We start from the raw sequence: 21267 nt of genomic DNA, 5'->3' as shown, positions 1-21267 counted from the left end.
AAATTGTTATGCTCAGCCGTTATGCTTTGAGGGCATTAAAAAACCGCATATGGCTAAACTGTTAGCAATAAGCGGTTTGTAAAAGTGGTGGCGAGACCCGGAATCGAACCGGGGACACGGGGATTTTCAGTCCCCTGCTCTACCAACTGAGCTATCTCGCCGTGTTGAAAGAAGCGCGCATTGTACGCAAATGGAGTGTGATGTCAATGCGCAGACTCCTATAAAATTCGGTTTGTTAAAACGACAGGGCGGCGCATCGATGCGCCGCCCTGATAAAAATGCTTTGTGCGCTGCCTGCGCACGATTTAATAACTTTGTTTAGATTCCTGCTGTCCAGGACATCGGGCTCTTGAATCCGCCCGGCATGCTTCTCTTCAGATAAGCCCGCATGCCGTTTTCGCGCCGTCGCGTTCTTTTCTGTATCTGTTTTGTTTCTTTCATTTTCTTCTCTCTTTCTTGAGTGGTTTTTTACCGCTCTCAACCGAAGCTGTGTCGGTTATTTGCGGGCGTTGTACTCTTCTAGGATGGGATGTCAACCCGATTTGGATATATTTTTATGTTAAATTTTTGTTTTGGATCCATTTTGTCGCAAACAATGCGCTATTTCGCAGCAAACATTACTGTTCCGGTCCTGTATTGTTTGCAGCGTATTACGCAGAACGAGCCGGAAATATTGCAGGGTTTTTCAGATGAATTGGTGGGTTACCAATTCAGCGCGAGGGATATGCCGGCGTAACGTCCTGCGGAACGCTGCCCCGGGAATACCTGAAAATCGTCATCCCACGCGTTGTTAACCAGCAGGGAGATTGTGGCGAAATCAACCTTTGGGGGTGTGTAGCGCACAACAAAGGAGCTGTCGGTTCCAACGCTTCCGTGTTCCCGGATGTTGTTATCTGCCTGAAAACGGAAGGTTTGGACGGTTCCCAGTTCAACCCGTTCAACCGGTTTCCAAAGTGCGGAAACCTGAACGAGATGCTCGGGGTAGTCCAGGGCGTAGAGCGATGCATAATTTCCGCTGTCGGCTGCATCTTTGTCTTTATAGATCCATGTGTAGGCGACCTGCATTTCGAGGTTTTGTGCGGGATACCATCCGAGGCGGGCCTCGGTGCCGAAGGTATCCAGTGAGCCGATATCTGTGGCGTTCCACAGGGTCGAGTTTGCGTCCAGTTTTTGCCAGTCGATGGTGTTTTTACTGCGGCGGTAGAACGCGGAGAGTTTCCAGTCCATGGATTCGGACGGAATACCTTTAAATCCGATTTCGGTTTGCTGGGATGTTTGCGGCCCGAGACCGGCGTTTCCGAGGCTGGACGGAGAGGTGTAGTTCAACTCTGTGTAGGACGGCAGTCGAACGGATTCGGCATAGGAGGCAAACGTGGTAAGGTTGTCGGACAGCATGTATTCCGCCCCGAGCTGCGGGAGATATTCGGGAGATATGTCTGTGAAAAACTCACCGCGCATGCCTGCGGTCAGTTTGAGACGATCGCCGCTCCATTGCGGCAGAAGCGATATGCCGCCGCGGGTGCGATGGTTCCAGCCGACGCCGGTGCTGGCGGTGCGCTCTTCGCTGACATCGCTATGCCAGCCGAGGGCAAATCCGTTGATTGCAATGGTGCGTCCATCGAAGAAGGCCGAGCTGACGCGGGAACGATGGTGGTTTTCGTACATCCAGGAGGGGATGTAGTAATCGTCGTAAAACTCTCTCCAGGAAATACCGCCGCGCAGATAATCCGCATTTACATCTCCACGCATGGCGCTGAGTAGGACCATATTTTCCTCGGTCAGTTCATTGGCGGCTCGGTTGTCCGGAACTCCGTAGTATCCGCGCGCGCCGAAATCTTTTTCCTGATGGGAAATCAGAAGGTCTACCTGGGTGTCGTCTTTATGGAACTGCATGTGGCCGCCGATGTACTCGCGGTCATAATCGTTGTCGGGATAGTCGACGCCTGACGCTGATTCGCGTCCGGCAAAAAAGCCGACTCCGAGTGTTTCGGAAACCATTTGCTGCACCAGCAGGCTCTGCCAGTCGCGGTGATCCGTGCCGAAACCGGCTTCGAACTGTTTTGTTCCAGACATTGGAAGAAGGTCGAAGCCGACTGTGCCGACCAGATGGCCGCCCTGGTTGCCGAGACCGGTCCGGACCGAAGGGCGCGAAAGCATTGCGGCCGGAACCGGCAGTTCGGCGTTAAAATGCTCCGTCTGCGGGTTGTGCAGCGTCATGCCGCCCAGAGAGAGTCCGGCGCCGCTGAACGAGGAGCCACGTATCGACAGGTCGTTTTGAGATCCTCCACGCGAGTTGAGCAATACGCCCGGCTCGGCTTTCAGGACGTCATGGATGGCTGCGCTGTCGGCAGTCTGGGCGGAAGCGGTTACAGTAATGACCGGAGTGGAGTTCGTTTCAGTTGCTGATGCCCAAAGTGCTGCCAGAATCACCGATAGAGTTGTCACAGAAATGTTTTTCATAATGTTCCCTCAGGACGTAAAGTCTGCATTTCGAAATTGAGCCGGGAGACCGTACCGGAAAACCCGAGGCAATCAATCATTTTAGTGAAATAGAAAGGATCGTCATGAACAGCGATATTGTAAAAAAAGGAATAGAACGCGCGCCGCACCGCAGTCTGATGCATGCCACCGGATTGACCGATGAGGACATCCAGAAGCCGTTCATTGCCGTCTGCAACTCCTTTAATGAAGTCATTCCCGGTCACGTACATCTCAATCAGGTCGGCCGGATTGTCTGCGACGCCATCCGCGAAGCGGGCGGAACGCCGCGCGAATTCAACGTCATCGGGGTTTGCGACGGAATCGCCATGGGCCACTCCGGCATGAAATACTCCCTGCCGAGCCGCGAGCTCATTGCTGACAGCGTTGAAACAATGGTCCGCGCGCACGCTTTTGATGCCATGATCTGCATCCCCAACTGCGACAAGATTGTTCCCGGCATGCTGATGGGCGCCGTTCGCACCAATATCCCGACCATTTTTGCCAGCGGCGGACCGATGGCTGCCGGCCGCAAAGCCGACGGTACGGTCATCGACCTCATTAGTGTTTTCGAAGGTGTTGCACAGCTCAAAGCGGGAAAGATCACCGAAGAGGAGCTCAACGAGCTGGAATGCAAAGCCTGCCCGAGTGCCGGATCGTGTTCCGGGATGTTTACCGCCAATTCCATGAACTGCCTGTGCGAAGCCATCGGAATGGCGCTGCCGGGCAACGGTACGCTGCTGGCTACCGAAGAAGCCCGTCTCGAGTTGTGGAAGGCCGCGGCAAAACGGGCCGTTGAAATGGCGCTGGCTAACGGGCCGAAGCCGCGCGATGTCATCACCGAAGCCTCGGTCGACAACGCATTCGTGCTCGATATGGCGATGGGTGGCTCCACCAACACCGTGCTGCATACGCTTGCGGTTGCCAACGAAGCCGGAATCGGTTACGACCTCGAGCGCATCAACCAGCTCTCAAAAACCACGCCGAACATCTGCAAAGTTTCCCCGTCATCGAGCTACCATATCGAAGACGTCCGTGATGCCGGCGGCATCAGCGCCATCCTCGCGGAAATCAGTAAGATCGACGGCGCCCTTAAGCTGGAGTGTCCGACCGTCACCGGGAAAACCCTCGGCGAAAATATCGCCGGAGCGGAAACCAAAGACGAAGCCTGTATCCACAAAATTGACAACCCCTACAGCAAAGAGGGCGGGCTTTCCATCCTTACGGGGAATCTTGCCGCCGAAGGTGCAGTCGTGAAAACCGCCGGCGTCGACCCGAAGATGCTCGTCCACAAAGGGCCCGCCGTTATCTTTGAGTCGCAGGAAGATGCCTGCGAAGGCATCCTCGCCGGAAAGGTCAAGGCAGGCGATGTGGTTGTCATCCGTTACGAAGGTCCCAAAGGCGGTCCCGGCATGCAGGAAATGCTCGCGCCGACTTCCTACATCATGGGACAGGATCTCGGCGATAAAGTCGCGCTCATTACCGACGGCCGCTTTAGCGGCGGAACACACGGAGCCTGCATCGGCCACATTTCTCCCGAAGCCGCCGAAGGCGGACCGATCGGTCTCCTCAAAGAAGGCGACATCATTGAAATCGATATTCCCAACCGTGTTCTGCGCGTGGACCTGTCCGACGCCGAGCTCGCCGAGCGGCGCAAAACCTGGCAAAAACCCGTGCCGCGCTACACCACCGGCTGGCTTGCCCGCTACGCCGCCATGGCCACCAACGCCTCATCCGGTGCCGTGCTCAAACTGCCCCGTGCGTAAAAACAGACGGGCTTGAGAAGCGGCGGTTTTCCAGACATTGGAAAACCGCCGTTTTCTTTTTCCAGGGTTTGGATGAAATAAGCGGAAGGGGTACATTCGCCGATGATGAAAACGAAACTCTATGTTTTTCTGACGTTGTGTTTGGCGGTTGCGGCGTCTTTTGCCGTTGAGCTGAAGGACGGCATTTATACCGGAACCGCCGGCGGAAACAACGGCCCGGTTCAGGTGGTAGTAACCGTGAAGAAAAACAGCATTGCCGAGGTGGAAGTGACCCTTTGCAAAGACGGAAGGCCCGGCGCACTGAGAAAGCTGTGTAAACGGATGGTTGAGGCAAACAGTGTTGAGGTGGATGCAGTAAGCGGTGCGACGTATACCGCGGATGCCGTCAAAGCAGCTGTGAAAGATGCGTTGAAGAAGGCGCAGTAATTTATTCAAGTCCGATGTAGTTTTCCGGACGGAAGCGCGGAGTGCAGACGGCGAAGAAGATCAGGTCATTCGTTCCTGTGTTGGTAATCCGTTGAGGAACGGTTGCCGGGATGCAGATCGTGTCGCCTGCAGAGACATCCGCAGCGTCTGTTGCTTCCATTTCCATGCGGCCGGTTCCGGACACAATCAGATAGCGTTCATTCGTATCTGTCAGTTTGTGCCAGGCGGTCGTTACGCCCGGCGCGACGCGCGCGCGGGCAATCGAAAGCTCCGGGCTGGATTCGTCGTTGAGCAGTTCGGTGATGAAGCAGCGCTCTTCCGTTTCGAATTCCCTGGAGGGGTCAAATGTTCTGGTTTCAGGTTTCATTGCAATCGATCTAACTCATTTTTTCAATCATTGGAAGTCATCGTATGACAGCTTTGACATTTTCCAAGGTTTGGAAAAGAGCAGGTTGTTGTGCATGCAGGGATTACAAACATTGGAAGTTTGTGTAATTGTCAGGATCCTGCCTTGCCGTTAAGATGATTTTCTATTCTGCGGACTGCTGTGCTGCAGGGGTAGGATGATGCAAATAAGGAGTAGAAGATGAGTGGAGCGGCGATTGTATTGTTGATTTTGTTGGGGCTGATTGTTTTGGTGATTGTTGCGGTGGTCGCCGCTTACAATAAACTGGTTGTGCTGCGCAATCGGTTTAAAAACGCATTTTCTCAGATTGATGTGCAGTTGAAGCGCCGATATGACCTGATTCCGAATCTGGTGGAGACCGCCAAAGGGTATATGCAGCACGAACGCGCAACGCTTGAAGCGGTGATTCAGGCGCGCAACATGGCAATGGCCGCAGGCAAGGCGGCGGCTCAGAATCCGGCGGACGGAGGAGCGATGGAAGGTCTGGTTGGTGCGGAAGGGGCTCTCAGTGGTGCTCTGGGGCGCCTGTTTGCTTTATCCGAGTCGTATCCGGATCTGAAAGCGAATCAGAATATGATGCAGCTGACCGAGGAACTGACTTCTACAGAAAACCGAATTTCGTTTGCCCGTCAGGCATACAATGATGCGGTTACTCTCTACAACACAGCCCGCGAAGTCTTCCCGACTGTGATTATTGCGGGCATGTTCAACTTTACTGCTGCAGTTCTTTTTGAAGTGACCGATGAGTCGCAGAAGGAAGCGCCGAAAGTCAGCTTTTCTTAAAAGCTTCGGGCTGTGAAATGGACTTTTTTGATCGTCAGGAAAAGTCGCGGCGGCGGACTTCAGTTCTGCTGGTGTATTTTATTGGAGCGATTATCGGCACGGCCGCCATGGTATATCTGGTGGCGATGCTTCTATGGTTTTTGCTCTGGCTGAAAAACACGCATAAGCCGCTGGATGCTTTCGACTGGTGGAACCTGAATCTGTTCCTGATCACTGCGGGTGTGACGTTGCTGGTGATTCTGGCCGGGTCGATTTATAAAGTCATCGATTTGCGTCGGGGCGGCAGCCGGGTCGCCGAACTGCTGGGTGGACGTCGACTGCCGCCCAATGCTGATGAGTTCTATGAGCGCCGGCTTCTGAATGTGGTTGAGGAGATGGCGATTGCTTCGGGGACGAGTGTGCCGTCGGTGTATGTGCTTTACAGAGAAAAGGGCATCAATGCGTTTGCCGCGGGGTATACGCCGAAGGACGCGGTGGTGGCGGTGACCTACGGCACATTGGTCGGCCTGACCCGTGAAGAACTTCAGGGTGTTATCGCGCATGAGTTCAGTCATATTCTCAATGGCGATATGCGTTTGAATCTTCATCTGATGGGCGGCCTTCACGGTTTGCTGCTGATCGTGCTGGCAGGACGATCGATTTTTGAAATGAGAGTGCGGGGGCGGGGATCGCTGTATGTGTATCTGGTGGCAGGCGCCTTGTTTGTGGTCGGCTCTATTGGCTTGTTTTTTGGGAAACTGATCCAGAGTGCCATTTCCCGGCAGCGGGAGTTTCTGGCGGATGCCGCTGCTGTTCAGTTTACCCGCAACCCGGAAGGGCTGGCCGGGGCGCTCAAGAAAATCGGAGGGCTGACCGGCGGATCGCGAATCCTTGCTCCGCAGGCGGCGGGAGTCAGCCACATGTTTTTCGGTAATGCACTTCGCGCATCATCCCTGGCAACCCATCCTCCTCTGGCGGATCGTGTTCGTTGGCTGCAGCCGGAGTTCAATGGAACCTTTGAACGGGTCACGCTGGAATCGCTGTATAAACAGCTGGAAATAAAGGAGGGCGCTCCGGCCTTGAAAAAGCCGCCGCACTCGTTTGCGGATGCGCTGACGCGCCCGGCGGATCTGGCGGTGACCGGAGCGGTTCTGCAGCAGGCCGCGCGCCGCCGCAAAAACACATCCGGAACAGCTCCTAGGCAGAATCCGGACGCGCTGATGGCGACAATCGGCGCTCCGCTCCAGGAGCATGTGATTCATGCGGAAAAGCTGCTGGATGCGATTCCGGAAGATCTGAAAGAACTGGCCCGGGATCCATATGGGTGCCGCGCGGTGATCTATCTGTTGCTGATCGATTCGGATGAGTCGGTTCGGCCCCGGCAGATGGAGATTATCCAATCAAAGGCGGATGCCGGAGTGATTGAGGAGCTCAAAAAAATCCTGCCGCATTTGAAAACGTTGGCGCCGGAAATGAAGCTTCCGATTTTTGATCTGGCGGTTCCGGCTTTGCGCCAGCTTTCAAAAGGGCAGTATCTGCCGTTTCGGGCCAACCTGCGTCCGCTGATTGATGCCGACGAGCAGGTCAGTGTGTTTGAGTATGCGCTTCAGCGGGTGTTGATCTGTAATCTGGATCCGCTGTTCGGGGGGCGTGCAAACCGCCAGCGGGCGGCGGGCATTTATGCCTTTTGCGGAGTGCAGAACGAAGTTTCCTGTGTGTTGTCTGTGCTGGCCCGTCTCAACGAAACCGCCTCCGTCGCATTTGAAAAAGCATCGGAAAAGATTCCGGATGCGCGTGCGGTTTTTATGCTTCAGCCCGGTTCTCAGTGCGGATGGGAACAGCTCGATCAGTCGCTCGACAAGCTGGCTGGAGCCTCTTTCTATATTAAAAAATGGGTGCTGGCCGCCGCTTTGGTTTGTTTGATGAGCGACCGGGATATTACCGTGGAAGAAGTTGAATTGTTCCGTGCAATTGCCGACAGCCTTGGCTGTCCCGTTCCTCCGTGGCTCGCCGTGACAAGCCTTGGCGCCTCTGCCTGAATCCGGTTTTTCCAAACATTGGAAAAAGCCGCCCCGCCCATCAGGCGGCGCGGCTTTTTTTGCGGAGTCGAATGAAATCAGCTTTCGGTTTTTCCGGTCTGGGTAAGAACGCTTTTGGCGGTGGCGACGAGTCCGGCGACATCGCTGAGGTTGGTCGGGATGATCATGGTGTTGTTGGTCTTGGCCAGGTTGCCGAATTCGCCGATGTACTGTTCGGCAATGCGCAGGTTGACCGCGTCGGACCCGCCTTCGGACTGAATAGCCTCGGCTATTTTTGTGATTCCTTCGGCGGTCGCGACTGCAACGGCCCGGATCTCGGCGGCGCGGCCTTCGGCCTCGTTGATGCGTTTCAGCTTTTCCCCTTCGGAGCGGGCGATCGCCGCCTGTTTTTGACCGTCGGCTTCATTGATGGCGGCCTGGCGGGCTCCTTCGGACTCAGCGATCTGGGCGCGTTTTTCGCGCTCGGCGCGCATCTGCTTTTCCATCGCGTCTTTGATGCTCTGCGGCGGGGTGATATTTTTGACTTCGTAGCGGGTGACTTTGACGCCCCACGGATCGGACGCCGCGTCGACGGCTTCCACAATGATGCCGTTGATGGAGTCGCGTTCCTCGAAGGTTTTGTCGAGGTCGAGTTTTCCGATCACGGAACGCATGGTGGTTTGCGCAAGCTGGGAAGAGGCGAAACCGTAGTTGTTGATGCCGTAGGAGGCGCTTTTCGGGTCCATGACCTGCATGTAAAGGATGCCGTCCACTTCCACGGAGATGTTATCGCGGGTGATGCACATCTGCGGCGGCACGTCGACGGCCTGCTCTTTGAGGCTGTGTCTGTAGGCCACTTTGTCGATGAACGGAATGAGGATGTGCAGTCCGGCTTCGAGTGTTTTATGATATTTGCCGAGGCGTTCAATGATGTAGGCCTGCCGCTGCGGCACGATCTGCATTGTTTTGAAGATGGCGACGATTGCAAAAACGGCAATCACGATCAGTATGATGATGCTTGCTGACATATTTTTCTCCTTTATTGCGTTATTGGTTTAACAGTGAGAGTCAGGTTGTGCTGTTCTGTTACCTCAACCGTTGTTCCGGCAGAGACCGGATCGTTGGAAACGGCTTTCCATGTGGCGCCGTTCAGAAGGATCCGTCCGGTTTTTCCGGGTTCGATCTTTACGGTTACTTCTCCGTGTGAGCCAACCAGCTGGCTCAGTTCTCCGGATTGTTCCGGTTCTCCGGAAGTGCGTCCCATGAAAACGGGTTTCAGCAAGCGCCGGAGTCCGAACAATGATGCCAGCGAGATGATAATGAAAACGGTGATCTGCCATTCCATGCTTAACGGAAAAAGCCATGTCAGCAGGGCGGTTGCCAGAGCCCCGATTCCGAAGAAAAACAAAATCAGTCCGGGAACTGCAAACTCACTGATCATGAGTGCAAGGCCTGCGATGGCCCACCAGAATGCGGCATTAAACATAACAGTCTCCTTTTTTAATTACTGTGATCAAACAGTCCCTGTTCACAGGCACAGACAAACTGCTCTGCTATTGACTTCAGTTCGTCCCATTCCTTGCGGACCCTCTCGGATTCTTTCAGGTCGATCCGCTGGCCGTTCGCATAGCTTTCGGTGACCGCTTCGAGCATTTCTGAGAATTCTTTCAGGATGACCTGCGTGTTTCCCAAAACGGACTGCTTAATGTCGGTTGCAGCTTCTGCCGCCGGGTTTTTGACGCGAAAGCTGTCGGTCTGCTGGCAGAGCCAGTTGATTGCCGAGTCGTCGCCGGTGAGTCTGCAGATTTCCAACAGCCGGTCGAGCGGATTCTCGCTTCCGGAACAGTCCGGGTTTCCCGACGGCTGGCACCATTTATAAATCATCGATTGCGAGAGTCCCATCTCTGCAGCAACGGCTTTGGCTCCGCATGGAGTGATTGCGCTCTTGAGAACTTCATGGGATTTTTTCATTCCTTGGAAGTTATCAAAGAGAATTTCAGGCTTCGATTACAAAAAGCATTGTTGTTTGTAACGTTGGCGGGACTGAACATCAGATTTCGATGCCTGTAAAGTGGCGCAGCAGGAATCCGATGAGGAAGCTGATGGCGGCCACGCCGAGGCTGAGCCCGGTCATTTCGATGAACCGTTTGCGGAAATTGAGATCCTTGGCAACCGAGATGTAATAGTTGAATGCGGCGATAATTCCGATGCCGAGTGCCAGAGTCACGCCGAGGCAGACAAAATAGTTCTGGAAGATCAGGTAGGGGATAATCAGGATGATGACCGTGAAAATATACGCGACGCCGGTGTAGACCGAGGCTTTGGCCGGATGTTTTTCGGTATCCTCTGATTTCGTCGAAAGATATTCCGACGCGGCCATCGAGAACGCGGCCGCAATTCCGGTGATTGAGCCGGTGAGGGCGATCAGGCCGGTATCGCGCAGAGCCAGCGTCAGGCCGGCCAGCGCACCGGTCAGTTCCACCAGCGCGTCGTTGAGACCGAGCACGACGGAGCCGGTGTACTGCAGGCGTTCTTCATCGAGCAGGTTGATCAGCTCCTGCTCGTGGTCGTTTTCTTCGGCGGCCATTTGGCCCGCCGGGGCGAAAACGGCTTCATATTCGCTGTAGTTTTGCTGTGCGCCCGCTTCGCCGGCCTCCATCAGCTTTACGCCGAATGTGAGCCCGAGAAGCCGGGTGATCCATGCATATTTCCGAACCTTGGAAGAATTAGGGCGGACGTCGGTTTCCGTAACGGTCTTCCATTCGTTGTAATGGCGCAGTTCGTCCTCGGCGATCTGAAGCAGAATCCGTCGATTGGCCTCATTCTTCGTTTTCTGAGCCAGCCGTCGGTAAATATGGTATTCGGTGATTTCGTCGCGCTGGAAGGAGCGGAACTGCCGTTTGTCGGATTCAGAGATGTTCATACCCGCAGTATAGCGGCGGCTTCACTTTTTCCAACCCTTGGAAAACGCTTTTGACGCAGGGCGCTTTGGTGCTCCATCCAGTCGTCATACATGGCTTCCATCGCCTCCAGGTTTTCATCGTGGTCGACGTCAAGGGCCGCGCCGCCGAGATGGGTGTAGACGACCTGCGTGCGTGCGCCGATGATCCGGCCGATTCCTTCGGGCAGTGCATGCAGAGGAGCGTGCATGCGCAGGCGGTCGGCCAGTCGCGGATGGCCGTGGCGGTCGTAGTAGAGTGAGATCTGCAGAAATGTGAACACCTTGATGGCCGCCAGAAACCGCCAGCTGAACAGCAGCAGTGCGGACATCATGCGCAGCACATTGAGCAGATGGGTCTGGTAGCGCCATTCATACATTTTTTCGATGTAGTCCAGATGCTTCAGTTTGAGCGGGCGGGCCAGATGCAGGTTGTTCTGGCGCATCAGGTCCTCGCGAACATGGAAGTAGATCATCCGGATGCCCGGCTTGTTGCCGGATGGATGATAATACCTCAGCACCTTTTCCGAGGTGATTCCGATGGAGTAGTCGTAGTCGTGCATGTTGCTTTGCATGAGGAACTCGTCGATTTCCCACGAGGTGAGCAGGGGAATGTCGCACGGAGAAGCCAGCACAGGTGTATCGGCGTGCTCTGATCCGGACAGGGTTTCAAACGCAGTGCTTTGCGGCAGGCCGAGTGAGTCGACATAAGCCGCCTTGAAGTTTTCAATCATGTTCTGCCGCTGCTCAATCACGCGAATTTTCCCGGGACCTTCCAGGGTATCGGCGTACTGCCCGATGATTTCACGGATACGCTCGGCCGGACCGATCACGGTGATGTCGTGTACAAACCGCGCTTGTTTGAAAGCGCGCAGAATGTGAATCAGCAAAGGTGTGTTTTTCAGCAGCAGGAATGCTTTGTTATCATTTTTAACCTGAATGCTGGCGCGCCGATCACCGGCCAGAACAACCGCATTGACTTTTTTCTGTCCGTCCATGAGTTTCTCCGTCGGGTCGAGGGTAAACAGTCGTGTTCAGCCCGGCAAGAGTTTTCCAATGTTTGGAAACAACTTGAGCGGGATTGCGGCGAAAGGTTTGTTTTTTGATTTTTCTGGTTTCCCTGCGGAGCGGGAAGCGTTACCTTCTTCCTTTTATCGCACCCGTAGTTCAATGGATAGAATAGCGGCCTCCGAAGCCGTAGATCTGGGTTCGACTCCCGGCGGGTGCACCATTTGGCTTTTTGGATTTATCTTCAACAGAGTCCGGGCAAGGGACGATGATTTGTCTCCAGAAAGGATAAATCTGGGAGAGCCTGAAATCATATACTGGTGGTCGCAAATAATCCATAAGATTGACGCACAACGCATTTTGCCGGCTTTCGGGACCTGTCATAAGATGTGGACAGGATTTTACAGGTTTATTCGGGGGAGCCGGAGATGTTCACAGAATGGCGGCCTTCTGCTCCTTTATTCAGTTTTTATGCGATCCCGCGCCGAAGAAGAAATTACGCGTTAACGCATATCGGTCCAGTGGCGGGGGGATTCGTATTCTTGTAATACTCGATACAGTATGAAGTTGTGTGGAAAATCAGGGATGAGATCGGGCAGACAGCATTTTGGACCGTGCGTTCTGAAACGGTGCAGACTCATCACGGGTTCCGATATTGGCTTCGGCCGTTTCCCCTGACCGTCGAGAGCTCCACCTCCCTGAAAATTGTGTCCAAGGAGGGATAACAGTTTTTCTGACAGAACGATATTAATGTGTTACAATTAAAAAAAATGAGACGATTAAGAAGCAGGCAATGAAACGACTCATAAAACATACAAGAGGGCTGATCAAAGGCGTCCCTAGTGCTGTATTGGTCAGTGCGCTGATTCATTGTGCGCTTCTGTTTGCGGCCGGAGGGCTTGTTGTTTTCACGGTGATTCAAAAGCAGGAAAAGAGGTTTGAACCGCCTCCTCCTGTAGAGCGCAAAAAAGTGGAACTCAAAAAGCCGCGGGTGAAAGTGAAGAAACGGACCCGGCCGAAGACGAGCCGGCGGTTTGTTTCCAAGAGTGTTCAGTCCATGACGGGAATTCAGTTGCCGGACACCATCTCTATGACAGAAGGGCTGGGTGGTGGAGTCGGAGGCTTTGAGCTGATACCGGATCCTTCGGAAGTCAGTTTGCTGGGCGGCAAAAGCACGGTGTCGGTCGGCAATGATTTCGAAGGCACCTTTTATGCGCTTTCGCTGGATCGCACCGGAAAGAGAAACAGCGTTACGATGGGATCATATCCTTATATTCTGCGTCAGTTTTTTGATTCCGGCTGGAACCCGCTCTCGCTCAGTGCCTACTACCGCTGGCCGCAGAAACTTTACACCACGTTTATCTTTATTCCGACCATTGGATTTGAACATGTCCCCCGGAGTTTTGGAATTCCTGATAATCTGAATACGGCACAGTGGATTGTTCATTATAAAGGGCGGATGATGGCCCACGAAGACGGCCAGTTTCGTTTCTGGGGACGCGGCAATCACGTGCTGGCTGTCAAAGTAGACGGCAGAGAAGTGGCATTTCTGGGCCTTCCGGCGGTTGCGGATATCTATACAGGCTGGCGCTCTTCTGCCAGAGAGAACCTTGAATATTTCACCGGGAAGCTCTCCATGGCTGTCGGCGACTGGTTTGAACTGAAAGCCAATCAGCCGGTGGAGATGGAGGTGATTATTGGCGATCACAACGGAGCGGATACGCAGGCAACTCTGCGCATTCAGAAAAGGGGGGAGATTTATCCGCGGAACCGTGATGGCGGCCCGATCCTTCCTGTTTTTAAAACAGCGGAAATTCCCGCGCACCTAAAAGACGAAATTAAATATCTGACGATCCCCGGCGATCAGGATCTTGACAGTGAGTTGATGTTCAATGTGTATTAACCGATCATTCTGGAGTTGGATTCTGGCGGCCGTTTGTCTGGCTGCGGGGCAGCTGTTTGCGTTGGAATCCAGAATCTGGGCCGATGGAACGGACAAGCAGGTCGAAGCGACCTACAGCCGGGAGCTGCTGGGCGGAGTGCTTGTCCGGGATGCCCGATCAGACAGCATCCTGATTCATTTTGAAGATCTGACATTGGCCGATCTGAATTATCTCAAATACCGTGTTCCTCCGGTTGTTGAGGTGGACACCGATTACACCACCCATCAGCTTGGCAGAACCGAATGGTCCCGTGAAGATGATGACACCATCCTGTATACATTTAACATCTCGATCGAAAAGAAAAGCAGGCTTCCGTATGTCGGTGAACTGACTGCCGAACTGTTTGTCCTGGGCCGGGAGCGGCTGGTTGCAGATGACAATCAGCTTGTTCTGATGAACTACAGCCGCACTGTTTTCACATTGCCTGATGAAAAAAGATCGCAATACGAATTTTCCGTTCCGGATATATCATTTAACGCATACCGGGCTTCATGGATTCTGGTTCCATCGGCGGTGGAGCGCGGCAAAACCTATTGCGGCGTTATTGTCGCCATCTCCGATGCAAAAGGGAATCTGATTGCTTCGGAGTGCGATTTCAAACTGGACTGGGTGACCGATAATCTGTCGTACAGCATCGAAAGCCTGCGCCGGTTCTATAAGGAGCATCCCGGCTCGATCGAAAGCCGCCACTTCAACAGCAAATTTGAAAAACTGGAGCCGCCGCGCATTCCCTGGTTCCAGCGATTCCCCAGCGAGTGATCCCCAGCGGATGTTTTTTCTGAGCCGGAAGAGTCTTTCTTCCAAAGGCGCTGAGGTGCAGAACATGCAGGCTGGGGAACTCCATCCGGCGCTTTTGACCGCAGATAACGCGGATGAATACGGATTTTCCAATGGTTGGAAAGGTTCTGATCGGATTACAGGATGATCAGGATCAGCTTGTCTATAGACGGGAGAGAGTTTTAACCGCGGGGGGCGCGCAGATGTTTCTGCCATGCAAAACACAAAAAAGCACAAAGTCAGAGTCCTATCGTGTTTCCGCTTCATCTTGTCGCATTCGCCGGGGGGAGCGATCCGGACACAGTGCTGCGGGATTCGGTTCTGATTGAAACCCAGTGCGCACTGCGAGCCGATACGATTCGGATCAGATGCCACGGGCCGGAAACGCGGAGCGAACTGTACGACCTTCAGAAAGATCCGAAGCCGCAGAGCAACCTGTGGCACCGGGCGGAAGCCGCCGAACTGCAGATACAAATGATGGGGCATCTAATCAGGCAAATGGCGCTCAATGTCGACCCGCATTGGCTTTTGCTGAAACAGAGGTTATAGAGAAGCAGATGTTCTCGACATGTTTTGGTTCGGATATTTTCCGGGGGAGATGCCGGTTTCGCGTTTGAAGACGTTGCCGAGGTAGGTGTAATCGCAGACTTCGGCGATTTCCTGCATGGAGAGGTTGGTTTTTGCGAGCAGCTGGCGGACGGTTCCTCTGCTGTCGGATTGTTTAACCGTTCTGAAACATCGCAGATGGCGATATTGCGTCTTTCAGATATTGGGAAAAAAGGACGGCATGTTGTTCGGGATCTTTGGAGGCAGGTGGATGTCGGAGAGGCTTCCGATGACTTTTTTGCTGAAATTCCAGTGCATGGCGTGATTTTGGTAAAGGTTTCCGAGAAGACGAGGAGCGGGGCCTTTGCCTGATTCTCGACCACGGCACCAATGCGGTAGTTGGTTCTCAGAGTTCACAAATCATCGTTGAGAATCCGTTCCGCGGTTTTTCAGGCGCAAGGTTGCCGAACGTAATTGTTGAAGATGCGGCGGTGGAATATGACCCTGTTTCGTGCATGGAAGGAATCATTCCACAAAAAAACCGGGCTGAAACGGACAATCACTTGTACAATCAACCGCATTTACTTTCTAGCGGACTCAGCAGAAGGCTGGAGTTGAACCGATGGTTTGATGTTGCTCCGGGCGATGGCTGCAAAAAAAGTGACTCAGAAGGGCCCGTTTTCAAAAAAATGCGGAAAAGGTTCCAAACCCTGGACGTGTTCGGGTAACGTCTTTCCCGTTTATTTTAACCGGATTGGGTAGATTGATGATAGTGACATTATTTATTTTGGGGCTGTGCGGTGGGTTTTTGTCCGGCTTGCTGGGGGTTGGCGGCGCCGTGATTATGATTCCGCTGATGCTGACGGTTCCGCCTTTGGTCGGTGCCGGAGAGCTGACGATGAAAGAGGTGGCCGGCCTTTCGATGGTTCAGGTGCTCGTTTCGTCGATTTCAGGAATGATCATTCACAAAAAGAATAATTTTGTGAACGGAAGGGTTCTGCTGAGCGTCGGGATTCCGATGGGGCTGTGCGCGCTGAGCGGCGCGTATTTTTCTAAATACTTGGAAAACCGGACACTTCTGATTTTCTTTGGATTTTTGGTTCTGGTTGCTTTTCTGATGCTTCTGCTGAAAAAGGAAAAGAATGAAGAACCCGGTGAGCCCGTTGAAGAGTTTAAGTTTCGCCTGATCCCGTCTTTGCTGATTGGAGCTTTTGTTGGGTTTATGTCCGGTGCGGTTGGTGCCGGCGGCGGTTTTATTCTGATTCCTCTGATGGTGACGGTTCTGCGGGTTCCTTTGAAAGTGACCGTGGGAACCAGCCTTGGGATCGTGTTCCTTGGCGCACTGACCGGCTCTATCGGGAAACTTGCCTCGGCGCAGGTCGGGTTGGTCATGATCGTTCCGCTGATTCTCGGGTCGATTCCAGCGGCTCAACTGGGAGCGAAGTGCAGCAAAGCGTTGAAGCCAACCACGGTTCGCCACCTCCTGCTGGCTATTGTTTTTGCCAGCACGGTCAAGGTGTGGTGGCAGATTTTTGCCGACAAATAATCAATGAATCGTGCGGCCGGATTTTTATGTCGGCCGCTTTTCCAAAGTCTGGAAATTTAACGGACCAGCATGAGTGTTCGGTCTGCGATGAGATCGCCATTGAGCCAGCTGCGGATGCGCCACGGTCCGGCTTTATCTTCAATCGGCTCCCAGGTGGTGTCGCCGAGGAAAAATTTCCAATCATTGGAACGCACGTATTCTTCGCCGGTAAACGGCGGATCGATTTCGCCGTCGCGGAAGAAGGGCGGATGGTCAATCTGAAAGGTCAGCTTCATCCCGCGCGCTTTTTTAATGTGCAGGATGTAGCCGAATTCCACGCCGAGCTCACAGGGGATCTCATCCGTAAAACGAATCAGTTTCGGCAGCTCTTTGCCCCCTTTTTTGAGCGGCGTGTAGAGCCCGCAGCTCTCAATTTTTACGTCCGGTTTTTGCTTAGCCATTGGCGGGGATCCGTTGAGAGTGGATGATGCCGAAAATAATCAGCACCATGCCGGCGAGAGTCGGCAGATCGGGGTGCTCGCCGGGAATGAGGATCCAGCTGAGCGTTGCGCCGGCCAGCGGGACCAGGAATTTCCAGATATTGAGTTTGGAGACTTTTTCGCGACTGAGCAGGTGAAACCAGATTCCGAAGCCGGCTGCGGAAACGAAGGCCAGCCAGAGCAGTGCTCCGTAAAAACGGATCGGCAGAATCAGATTGGGGACCCCTTCGAACGGAAGCGCCCAGATCAGCAGTACGGCTCCGCCCAGCAGCATCTGCATGCTGTTGAGTTCGATCGCCGACAGGGCGCCTCTCTTTTTTGCTACGACGATGTTGCCCGCGGCAGAAACCACGGAACTGCCGAATAGAATCAGCATTCCGGAAAATTCCCGGATGCCGACCGGGTTCCAGGGTTTGGAGGCAAGGCTGATGATGATCAGTCCGGCCCCGCCCAGCGCAATACTTTGCAGCGTTCGGCGGTTCAGTTTGTCGTCGTGCATGGTGAGATGAGCCGCAACAGCGCTGATGAGCGGACCGGAGCCGACGATGATCGCGGCCTGAGCGCCGCGTACCAGCGTCAGTGCGTAAAAGAATCCGGCGTAGAGCAGGATGGTCTGGAACAGACTCACCAATACGACCGTTTTCGGTGCGGTCTTCAGCAGGTGAAACGGTGATTTCCTGCAAAAGGGCAGCTGGATCAGTCCGGCCAGCAGAAAGCGCAGCCCGGCAATCGTCAGCGGCGGCAGATGCTCCAGCGTGATTTTTACGAACACGAACGGAGTTGCCCACAGCAGGCACGCAACGGCAGCCAGCACATTGGTGCGGATGGAGGTGTTGTGGATCATCGGGTTACTTCCGCGCAAAAGATGCCCGGCCCGGAATTTTGTGGGCGAAGATCAGTTCGAAGTCGGTCACTTCGTCCTCGGACGGATAGAACGTGTCGGTTTCCTCAAAGCGATCATCGTTTTTGAGCAGAGCATAGATCTCTTCAAAATAGGGCAGGTGGTCGCTGGCGGTGTGGATGATTCCACCGGGTTTGAGTGTTCGGGCAACGGCATCCATAAACGGTTCGTTGAAGAGCCGGTTGTGGTGATGTTTTTCTTTGGGCCACGGATCGGGATAGAAAACGTAATAGGCGTCTACGCTTTGCGGAGCGATCAGAAATGTAGTGGCGTAGTATCCGTCCACCCGGAACAACCGGATGTTTTCGCGCCCGAGTCGCTGTGCTTTTTTATCAATTTTTTTGATCCGCTTGAGCAGGCGGTCGATTCCGAGAAAGTTGGTCTCCGGGAATTTGCCGGAGCGCGCCAGAAGAAAACGCCCCATCCCACATCCAAGATCGATGTGGAACGGGTGCTCGGGATGGTCAAAATAATCGCGGAAGTCGGTCGCTTTCAGGAATTCATCCGGATGAACCCGCAGCGTGTTTTCAGGCAGGTCAATCATGATTAAAACGGAATAAAGTTGGTGCGCGGGGTGATTTTTTTGACGACTGCCGCCAGCAGTTTGGAGACGGCTTCCAGATCTTTCAGACTGATCAGCTCGCAGGGGCTGTGCATGTGGCGCAGCGGAATGCTGACGAGTGCAGTGGCAACGCCGGCGCGATTGAGCTGGATGGCGTTGGCGTCGGTGCCGGTGCCGCGCGCTTCGGCGACAATCTGCACCGGAATCTTTTCAGTTTGAGCGGTTTTGACGATCAGGTCGAACAGTTTCGGGTTGATGTTCGGGCCGCGGGTAACGACCGGGCCGCCATCGATTTTGACGAGGCCTTCCTGATTGACCACACTTCCAATGTTTGGATGGTCGGTGGCGAAGGTGACGTCGACAGCGATGCCGATATCCGGCTCGATGCCGAAGGCGGCGGTGCGTGCGCCGCGCAGGCCGATTTCCTCCTGGACCGTGGCAACCACATGCACCTCACACTGTGTGGTTTCTTTGGCGAGCAGGCGGCCGGCTTCCAGAATGGCGAAGGCTCCGGCACGGTCGTCAAAGGCGCGGCCGACCGCGCGGTCGTTGAGCAGTTCCTCGAAGCCGTACTGAATCACCAGCGGGTCGCCGATGCTGACCAGCTTTTCGGCGTCTTTTTTGTCTTTGGCTCCGATATCGACCCACAGGTCTTTGATTTCGGAAACCTTTTTGCGCTGTTCCGGCTCCTGCAGGTGGATGGCGATTTTTCCAACCACGCCGCTGACGGTCTTGCCGCCGTTGCCGATAATGTGGACGCGCTGTCCCTGTGCGATCTGCGGATCCCATCCGCCGATCGGAGCGATCCACAGGAACCCTTTGTCGTCGATGTTGGAGATCAGGAAGCCAATTTCGTCGTAGTGGCCGGCAAACATCACTTTGACTTTCCCGCCTTTGTTAAACACGGCGTGCGAGTTGCCGTGCACGTCGGTTTCCACGGTGTCGGCGTATTTTTCAGCGTAACTTTTCCAGACCGCTGCGGCGCAGTTTTCATAACCGGACGGGCTGATGGCGTTGATCATATTTTCGAGAAATTGTTTGGATGTTTTGTTCATAAGGTTTCCTCCTGTTGAAATTCCCATTTTTCCAAGGTTTGGAAAATAAGCAAGCCTCGACAAGTATCGCTTTCCAATGGTTGGAAAATACCGGAAAAGGGTGTAGCTTCCCGCCTCAAAATTATGAATGAGCAGATGACATTGGGCTGGCGGGAGTGGTGCGCGCTGCCGGAACTCGGAATCCCGGCGATCAAAGCCAAGGTGGACACAGGGGCCAAAACCTCTGCGCTGCATACATTTGGCGTCGAGCCGTTTTCTCAGAACGGGGTCGACTGCGTCCGCTTCCGGGTTCACCCTCTGCAGCGCAATGAGCAGGTGGTTTGTGAGTGTGTCGCTCCGGTGAAAGACGAACGGGTTGTGAGCGATTCCGGCGGGCACAGGGAGTTGCGTTATATTATTGAGACAACGGTTTCAATAGGGGATAAGAGCTGGCCGATCGAGATGTCGCTGACCAACCGCGATACGATGCGCTTCCGGATGCTTCTGGGCCGGCGAGCGATGGAGGAAAAGGTGTTGGTTGATCCTGTTGCTTCCTATTTAACCGGGCGGAAGAAGGCCCGGAGAATGTACGGGCTTGTCTGAGGCCGGAGATGAAGAAATGAAAATTGCACTGCTTTCAAGAAATCATAAACTTTATTCCACCCGCCGTCTGGTTGAGGAGGCGAAAAGGCGGGGGCACGAAATCCAGGTGATTGACGCGCTGCGGGCTTACATGAACATTGCCGCGCATAAGCCGACCATTCATTACAAGGGGGAGCCGCTCGAAGGCTTCGATGCGGTTATTCCGCGCATTGGTGCCTCGGTTACATTTTACGGCGCCGCCGTGCTGCGCCAGTTCGAGATGATGGGCGTTTATCCGCTCAACGAATCCGTCGCCATTACCCGTTCGCGCGACAAACTTCGTTCAATGCAGCTGTTATCCCGCAAAGGAATCGGCCTGCCGATCACCGGATTTGCCAGCAAGCCGGACGACATCAAGGATATGATCAAAATGGTCGGCGGTGCACCGCTGGTTGTGAAGCTGCTCGAAGGAACGCAGGGGATTGGTGTGGTGCTGGCTGAAACGCAGAAGGCGGCAGAAAGCGTGATCGAAGCCTTCATGGGGCTGAAAGCCAATATCCTGGTTCAGGAATACATCAAGGAAGCGGGCGGCGCGGATATCCGCTGTTTTGTCATCGGCGGGAAGATTGTCGCTTCGATGGAGCGCAAGGCAGCTCCGGGAGAATTTCGTTCCAACCTGCATCGCGGAGGGAATGCGAAGCTGATTAAAATTACTCCGGAAGAACGCTCGACGGCCGTGCGTGCCGCAAAAATCATGGGGTTGAGCGTTGCCGGGGTCGATCTGCTTCGTTCCAACCATGGGCCGGTGGTGATGGAAGTCAATTCAAGTCCGGGGCTTGAGGGCATCGAGACTGTGACGGGCAAAGACGTCGCCGGTCAGATCATCGAATACCTCGAGAAAAATGCAAAAGAAGGCAGGACAAAGACTAAAGGTCATGGCTGACGCAGTTTTGCCTGCCTGTCTCATGAGCGGGCAAGAGGCTTCTGCCGGTTTGCGCCGCTTTTTCCGGGGATCCTGAACTGGAGGCCTTTTCGTGTTCCGATTGTGCTGGATGCGCCTCTGCTCACCGGCACCTCCCGAGCTTCGTTCCGAAG

Annotated in this window: 23 protein-coding genes and 2 tRNA genes; 12 read left to right on the top strand and 13 right to left on the bottom strand. The window is 54.2% G+C overall.

The annotated features are described in order from the left end of the window. Positions 1–85 precede the first annotated feature (85 nt). The 3 genes from GT409_RS03675 to GT409_RS03670 all read right to left on the bottom strand — a co-directional run bounded on the left by GT409_RS03675 (position 86) and on the right by GT409_RS03670 (position 2460). Positions 86–161: transfer RNA gene (locus GT409_RS03675), tRNA-Phe, on the bottom strand. A 157-nt stretch (positions 162–318) separates the two neighbouring features. Then, on the bottom strand, positions 319–441 hold the full coding sequence (locus GT409_RS15985) for a hypothetical protein (protein WP_269844977.1): 123 nt from the start codon (positions 439–441) through the stop codon (positions 319–321). 261 nt (positions 442–702) lie between these two features. Continuing rightward, on the bottom strand, positions 703–2460 hold the full coding sequence (locus tag GT409_RS03670) for a TonB-dependent receptor domain-containing protein (RefSeq protein WP_160627045.1): 1758 nt from the start codon (positions 2458–2460) through the stop codon (positions 703–705). A gap of 104 nt (positions 2461–2564) precedes the next feature. Here GT409_RS03670 and ilvD point away from each other — a divergent pair, with 104 nt between their 5' ends. Both ilvD and GT409_RS03660 read left to right on the top strand, forming a co-directional pair. Next, complete coding sequence (gene ilvD, locus GT409_RS03665) at positions 2565–4244, top strand: dihydroxy-acid dehydratase (protein WP_160627043.1); 1680 nt, start codon at positions 2565–2567, stop codon at positions 4242–4244. A 102-nt stretch (positions 4245–4346) separates the two neighbouring features. After that, positions 4347–4670, top strand: a complete 324-nt coding sequence (locus tag GT409_RS03660) for an FMN-binding protein (RefSeq protein ID WP_160627041.1) — start codon at positions 4347–4349, stop codon at positions 4668–4670. Between the two features lies 1 nt (position 4671). Here the strand turns inward: GT409_RS03660 and GT409_RS03655 are convergent, their stop codons facing one another. Beyond that, entirely contained in the window at positions 4672–5037 is a 366-nt protein-coding gene (locus GT409_RS03655; protein ID WP_160627038.1) for a cupin domain-containing protein, read from the bottom strand. A 219-nt stretch (positions 5038–5256) separates the two neighbouring features. Here GT409_RS03655 and GT409_RS03650 point away from each other — a divergent pair, with 219 nt between their 5' ends. Further along, positions 5257–5859: a LemA family protein gene (locus GT409_RS03650; protein ID WP_160627036.1), complete on the top strand. Its 603-nt coding sequence runs from the start codon at positions 5257–5259 to the stop codon at positions 5857–5859. A gap of 17 nt (positions 5860–5876) precedes the next feature. Continuing rightward, positions 5877–7877: a M48 family metallopeptidase gene (locus tag GT409_RS03645; protein ID WP_160627035.1), complete on the top strand. Its 2001-nt coding sequence runs from the start codon at positions 5877–5879 to the stop codon at positions 7875–7877. 77 nt (positions 7878–7954) lie between these two features. Here the strand turns inward: GT409_RS03645 and GT409_RS03640 are convergent, their stop codons facing one another. The 5 genes from GT409_RS03640 to GT409_RS03620 form a co-directional block, all read right to left on the bottom strand. Further along, positions 7955–8884: an SPFH domain-containing protein gene (locus GT409_RS03640; RefSeq protein ID WP_160627033.1), complete on the bottom strand. Its 930-nt coding sequence runs from the start codon at positions 8882–8884 to the stop codon at positions 7955–7957. Positions 8885–8895: 11 nt separating this feature from the next. Beyond that, on the bottom strand, positions 8896–9342 hold the full coding sequence (locus GT409_RS03635) for an NfeD family protein (RefSeq protein ID WP_160627031.1): 447 nt from the start codon (positions 9340–9342) through the stop codon (positions 8896–8898). Positions 9343–9356: 14 nt separating this feature from the next. Then, on the bottom strand, positions 9357–9827 hold the full coding sequence (locus tag GT409_RS03630; RefSeq protein WP_160627029.1) for a phage regulatory CII family protein: 471 nt from the start codon (positions 9825–9827) through the stop codon (positions 9357–9359). Positions 9828–9906: 79 nt separating this feature from the next. Then, a complete protein-coding gene (locus GT409_RS03625) occupies positions 9907–10779 on the bottom strand; it encodes a VIT1/CCC1 transporter family protein (RefSeq protein WP_160627027.1) in 873 nt (290 codons plus the stop codon). Continuing rightward, positions 10776–11792 (bottom strand): NTP transferase domain-containing protein, encoded by a 1017-nt coding sequence (locus GT409_RS03620; protein WP_160627025.1) that lies wholly within the window; start codon positions 11790–11792, stop codon positions 10776–10778. The genes GT409_RS03625 and GT409_RS03620 overlap by 4 nt, the downstream gene beginning before the upstream one ends. Positions 11793–11950: 158 nt before the next feature. Between GT409_RS03620 and GT409_RS03615 the strand changes: the two genes are divergently transcribed. The 6 genes from GT409_RS03615 (at position 11951) to GT409_RS03590 (ending at position 16614) form a co-directional block, all read left to right on the top strand. Further along, positions 11951–12025 (top strand) — tRNA-Arg (locus GT409_RS03615). A gap of 570 nt (positions 12026–12595) precedes the next feature. Then, complete coding sequence (locus tag GT409_RS03610; RefSeq protein ID WP_160627023.1) at positions 12596–13705, top strand: hypothetical protein; 1110 nt, start codon at positions 12596–12598, stop codon at positions 13703–13705. Next, complete coding sequence (locus GT409_RS03605) at positions 13695–14504, top strand: hypothetical protein (protein ID WP_160627021.1); 810 nt, start codon at positions 13695–13697, stop codon at positions 14502–14504. Before GT409_RS03610 ends, GT409_RS03605 begins: the two co-directional genes overlap by 11 nt. A 270-nt stretch (positions 14505–14774) precedes the next feature. Beyond that, a complete protein-coding gene (locus GT409_RS03600) occupies positions 14775–15071 on the top strand; it encodes a hypothetical protein (RefSeq protein ID WP_160627019.1) in 297 nt (98 codons plus the stop codon). A gap of 24 nt (positions 15072–15095) precedes the next feature. Further along, on the top strand, positions 15096–15440 hold the full coding sequence (locus GT409_RS03595) for a hypothetical protein (RefSeq protein ID WP_160627017.1): 345 nt from the start codon (positions 15096–15098) through the stop codon (positions 15438–15440). Positions 15441–15834: 394 nt separating this feature from the next. Continuing rightward, on the top strand, positions 15835–16614 hold the full coding sequence (locus GT409_RS03590; protein ID WP_160627015.1) for a sulfite exporter TauE/SafE family protein: 780 nt from the start codon (positions 15835–15837) through the stop codon (positions 16612–16614). A 56-nt stretch (positions 16615–16670) separates the two neighbouring features. Here the strand turns inward: GT409_RS03590 and GT409_RS03585 are convergent, their stop codons facing one another. Genes GT409_RS03585 through GT409_RS03570 form a run of 4 tightly spaced genes read right to left on the bottom strand, consistent with a single transcriptional unit; the run spans position 16671 to position 19611 of the window. Further along, on the bottom strand, positions 16671–17054 hold the full coding sequence (locus tag GT409_RS03585; protein ID WP_160627013.1) for a DUF3859 domain-containing protein: 384 nt from the start codon (positions 17052–17054) through the stop codon (positions 16671–16673). Further along, the gene (locus GT409_RS03580; protein WP_160627011.1) at positions 17047–17937 is read right to left on the bottom strand and encodes a DMT family transporter; all 891 of its coding nucleotides are present in this window, start codon (positions 17935–17937) and stop codon (positions 17047–17049) included. Before GT409_RS03580 ends, GT409_RS03585 begins: the two co-directional genes overlap by 8 nt. A 4-nt stretch (positions 17938–17941) precedes the next feature. Further along, the gene (gene trmB, locus GT409_RS03575; RefSeq protein WP_160627009.1) at positions 17942–18538 is read right to left on the bottom strand and encodes a tRNA (guanosine(46)-N7)-methyltransferase TrmB; all 597 of its coding nucleotides are present in this window, start codon (positions 18536–18538) and stop codon (positions 17942–17944) included. Between the two features lie 2 nt (positions 18539–18540). After that, positions 18541–19611 (bottom strand): M42 family metallopeptidase, encoded by a 1071-nt coding sequence (locus GT409_RS03570; RefSeq protein WP_160627007.1) that lies wholly within the window; start codon positions 19609–19611, stop codon positions 18541–18543. 123 nt (positions 19612–19734) lie between these two features. Here GT409_RS03570 and GT409_RS03565 point away from each other — a divergent pair, with 123 nt between their 5' ends. Next, positions 19735–20193, top strand: a complete 459-nt coding sequence (locus GT409_RS03565; RefSeq protein ID WP_233231602.1) for an ATP-dependent zinc protease family protein — start codon at positions 19735–19737, stop codon at positions 20191–20193. A gap of 16 nt (positions 20194–20209) precedes the next feature. Then, entirely contained in the window at positions 20210–21115 is a 906-nt protein-coding gene (gene rimK, locus GT409_RS03560) for a 30S ribosomal protein S6--L-glutamate ligase (RefSeq protein ID WP_160627005.1), read from the top strand. Positions 21116–21267 lie beyond the last annotated feature (152 nt).

The sequence above is a fragment of the Tichowtungia aerotolerans genome, assembly GCF_009905215.1.
In the GTDB taxonomy this organism is placed as follows: domain Bacteria; phylum Verrucomicrobiota; class Kiritimatiellia; order Kiritimatiellales; family Tichowtungiaceae; genus Tichowtungia; species Tichowtungia aerotolerans.
This window is presented reverse-complemented; position numbering and strand designations above follow the sequence as displayed.

Excerpts from the sequence above, each read along its gene's own strand:
- GT409_RS15985 (WP_269844977.1), bottom strand. The coding sequence starts at position 441 with ATGAAAGAAACAAAACAGATACAGAAAAGAACGCGACGGCGCGAAAAC.
- GT409_RS03670 (WP_160627045.1), bottom strand. The coding sequence starts at position 2,460 with ATGAAAAACATTTCTGTGACAACTCTATCGGTGATTCTGGCAGCACTT.
- ilvD (WP_160627043.1), top strand. The coding sequence starts at position 2,565 with ATGAACAGCGATATTGTAAAAAAAGGAATAGAACGCGCGCCGCACCGC.
- GT409_RS03660 (WP_160627041.1), top strand. The coding sequence starts at position 4,347 with ATGATGAAAACGAAACTCTATGTTTTTCTGACGTTGTGTTTGGCGGTT.
- GT409_RS03655 (WP_160627038.1), bottom strand. The coding sequence starts at position 5,037 with ATGAAACCTGAAACCAGAACATTTGACCCCTCCAGGGAATTCGAAACG.
- GT409_RS03650 (WP_160627036.1), top strand. The coding sequence starts at position 5,257 with ATGAGTGGAGCGGCGATTGTATTGTTGATTTTGTTGGGGCTGATTGTT.
- GT409_RS03645 (WP_160627035.1), top strand. The coding sequence starts at position 5,877 with ATGGACTTTTTTGATCGTCAGGAAAAGTCGCGGCGGCGGACTTCAGTT.
- GT409_RS03640 (WP_160627033.1), bottom strand. The coding sequence starts at position 8,884 with ATGTCAGCAAGCATCATCATACTGATCGTGATTGCCGTTTTTGCAATC.
- GT409_RS03635 (WP_160627031.1), bottom strand. The coding sequence starts at position 9,342 with ATGTTTAATGCCGCATTCTGGTGGGCCATCGCAGGCCTTGCACTCATG.
- GT409_RS03630 (WP_160627029.1), bottom strand. The coding sequence starts at position 9,827 with ATGAAAAAATCCCATGAAGTTCTCAAGAGCGCAATCACTCCATGCGGA.
- GT409_RS03625 (WP_160627027.1), bottom strand. The coding sequence starts at position 10,779 with ATGAACATCTCTGAATCCGACAAACGGCAGTTCCGCTCCTTCCAGCGC.
- GT409_RS03620 (WP_160627025.1), bottom strand. The coding sequence starts at position 11,792 with ATGGACGGACAGAAAAAAGTCAATGCGGTTGTTCTGGCCGGTGATCGG.
- GT409_RS03610 (WP_160627023.1), top strand. The coding sequence starts at position 12,596 with ATGAAACGACTCATAAAACATACAAGAGGGCTGATCAAAGGCGTCCCT.
- GT409_RS03605 (WP_160627021.1), top strand. The coding sequence starts at position 13,695 with ATGTGTATTAACCGATCATTCTGGAGTTGGATTCTGGCGGCCGTTTGT.
- GT409_RS03590 (WP_160627015.1), top strand. The coding sequence starts at position 15,835 with ATGATAGTGACATTATTTATTTTGGGGCTGTGCGGTGGGTTTTTGTCC.
- GT409_RS03585 (WP_160627013.1), bottom strand. The coding sequence starts at position 17,054 with ATGGCTAAGCAAAAACCGGACGTAAAAATTGAGAGCTGCGGGCTCTAC.
- GT409_RS03580 (WP_160627011.1), bottom strand. The coding sequence starts at position 17,937 with ATGATCCACAACACCTCCATCCGCACCAATGTGCTGGCTGCCGTTGCG.
- trmB (WP_160627009.1), bottom strand. The coding sequence starts at position 18,538 with ATGATTGACCTGCCTGAAAACACGCTGCGGGTTCATCCGGATGAATTC.
- GT409_RS03570 (WP_160627007.1), bottom strand. The coding sequence starts at position 19,611 with ATGAACAAAACATCCAAACAATTTCTCGAAAATATGATCAACGCCATC.
- GT409_RS03565 (WP_233231602.1), top strand. The coding sequence starts at position 19,735 with ATGAATGAGCAGATGACATTGGGCTGGCGGGAGTGGTGCGCGCTGCCG.
- rimK (WP_160627005.1), top strand. The coding sequence starts at position 20,210 with ATGAAAATTGCACTGCTTTCAAGAAATCATAAACTTTATTCCACCCGC.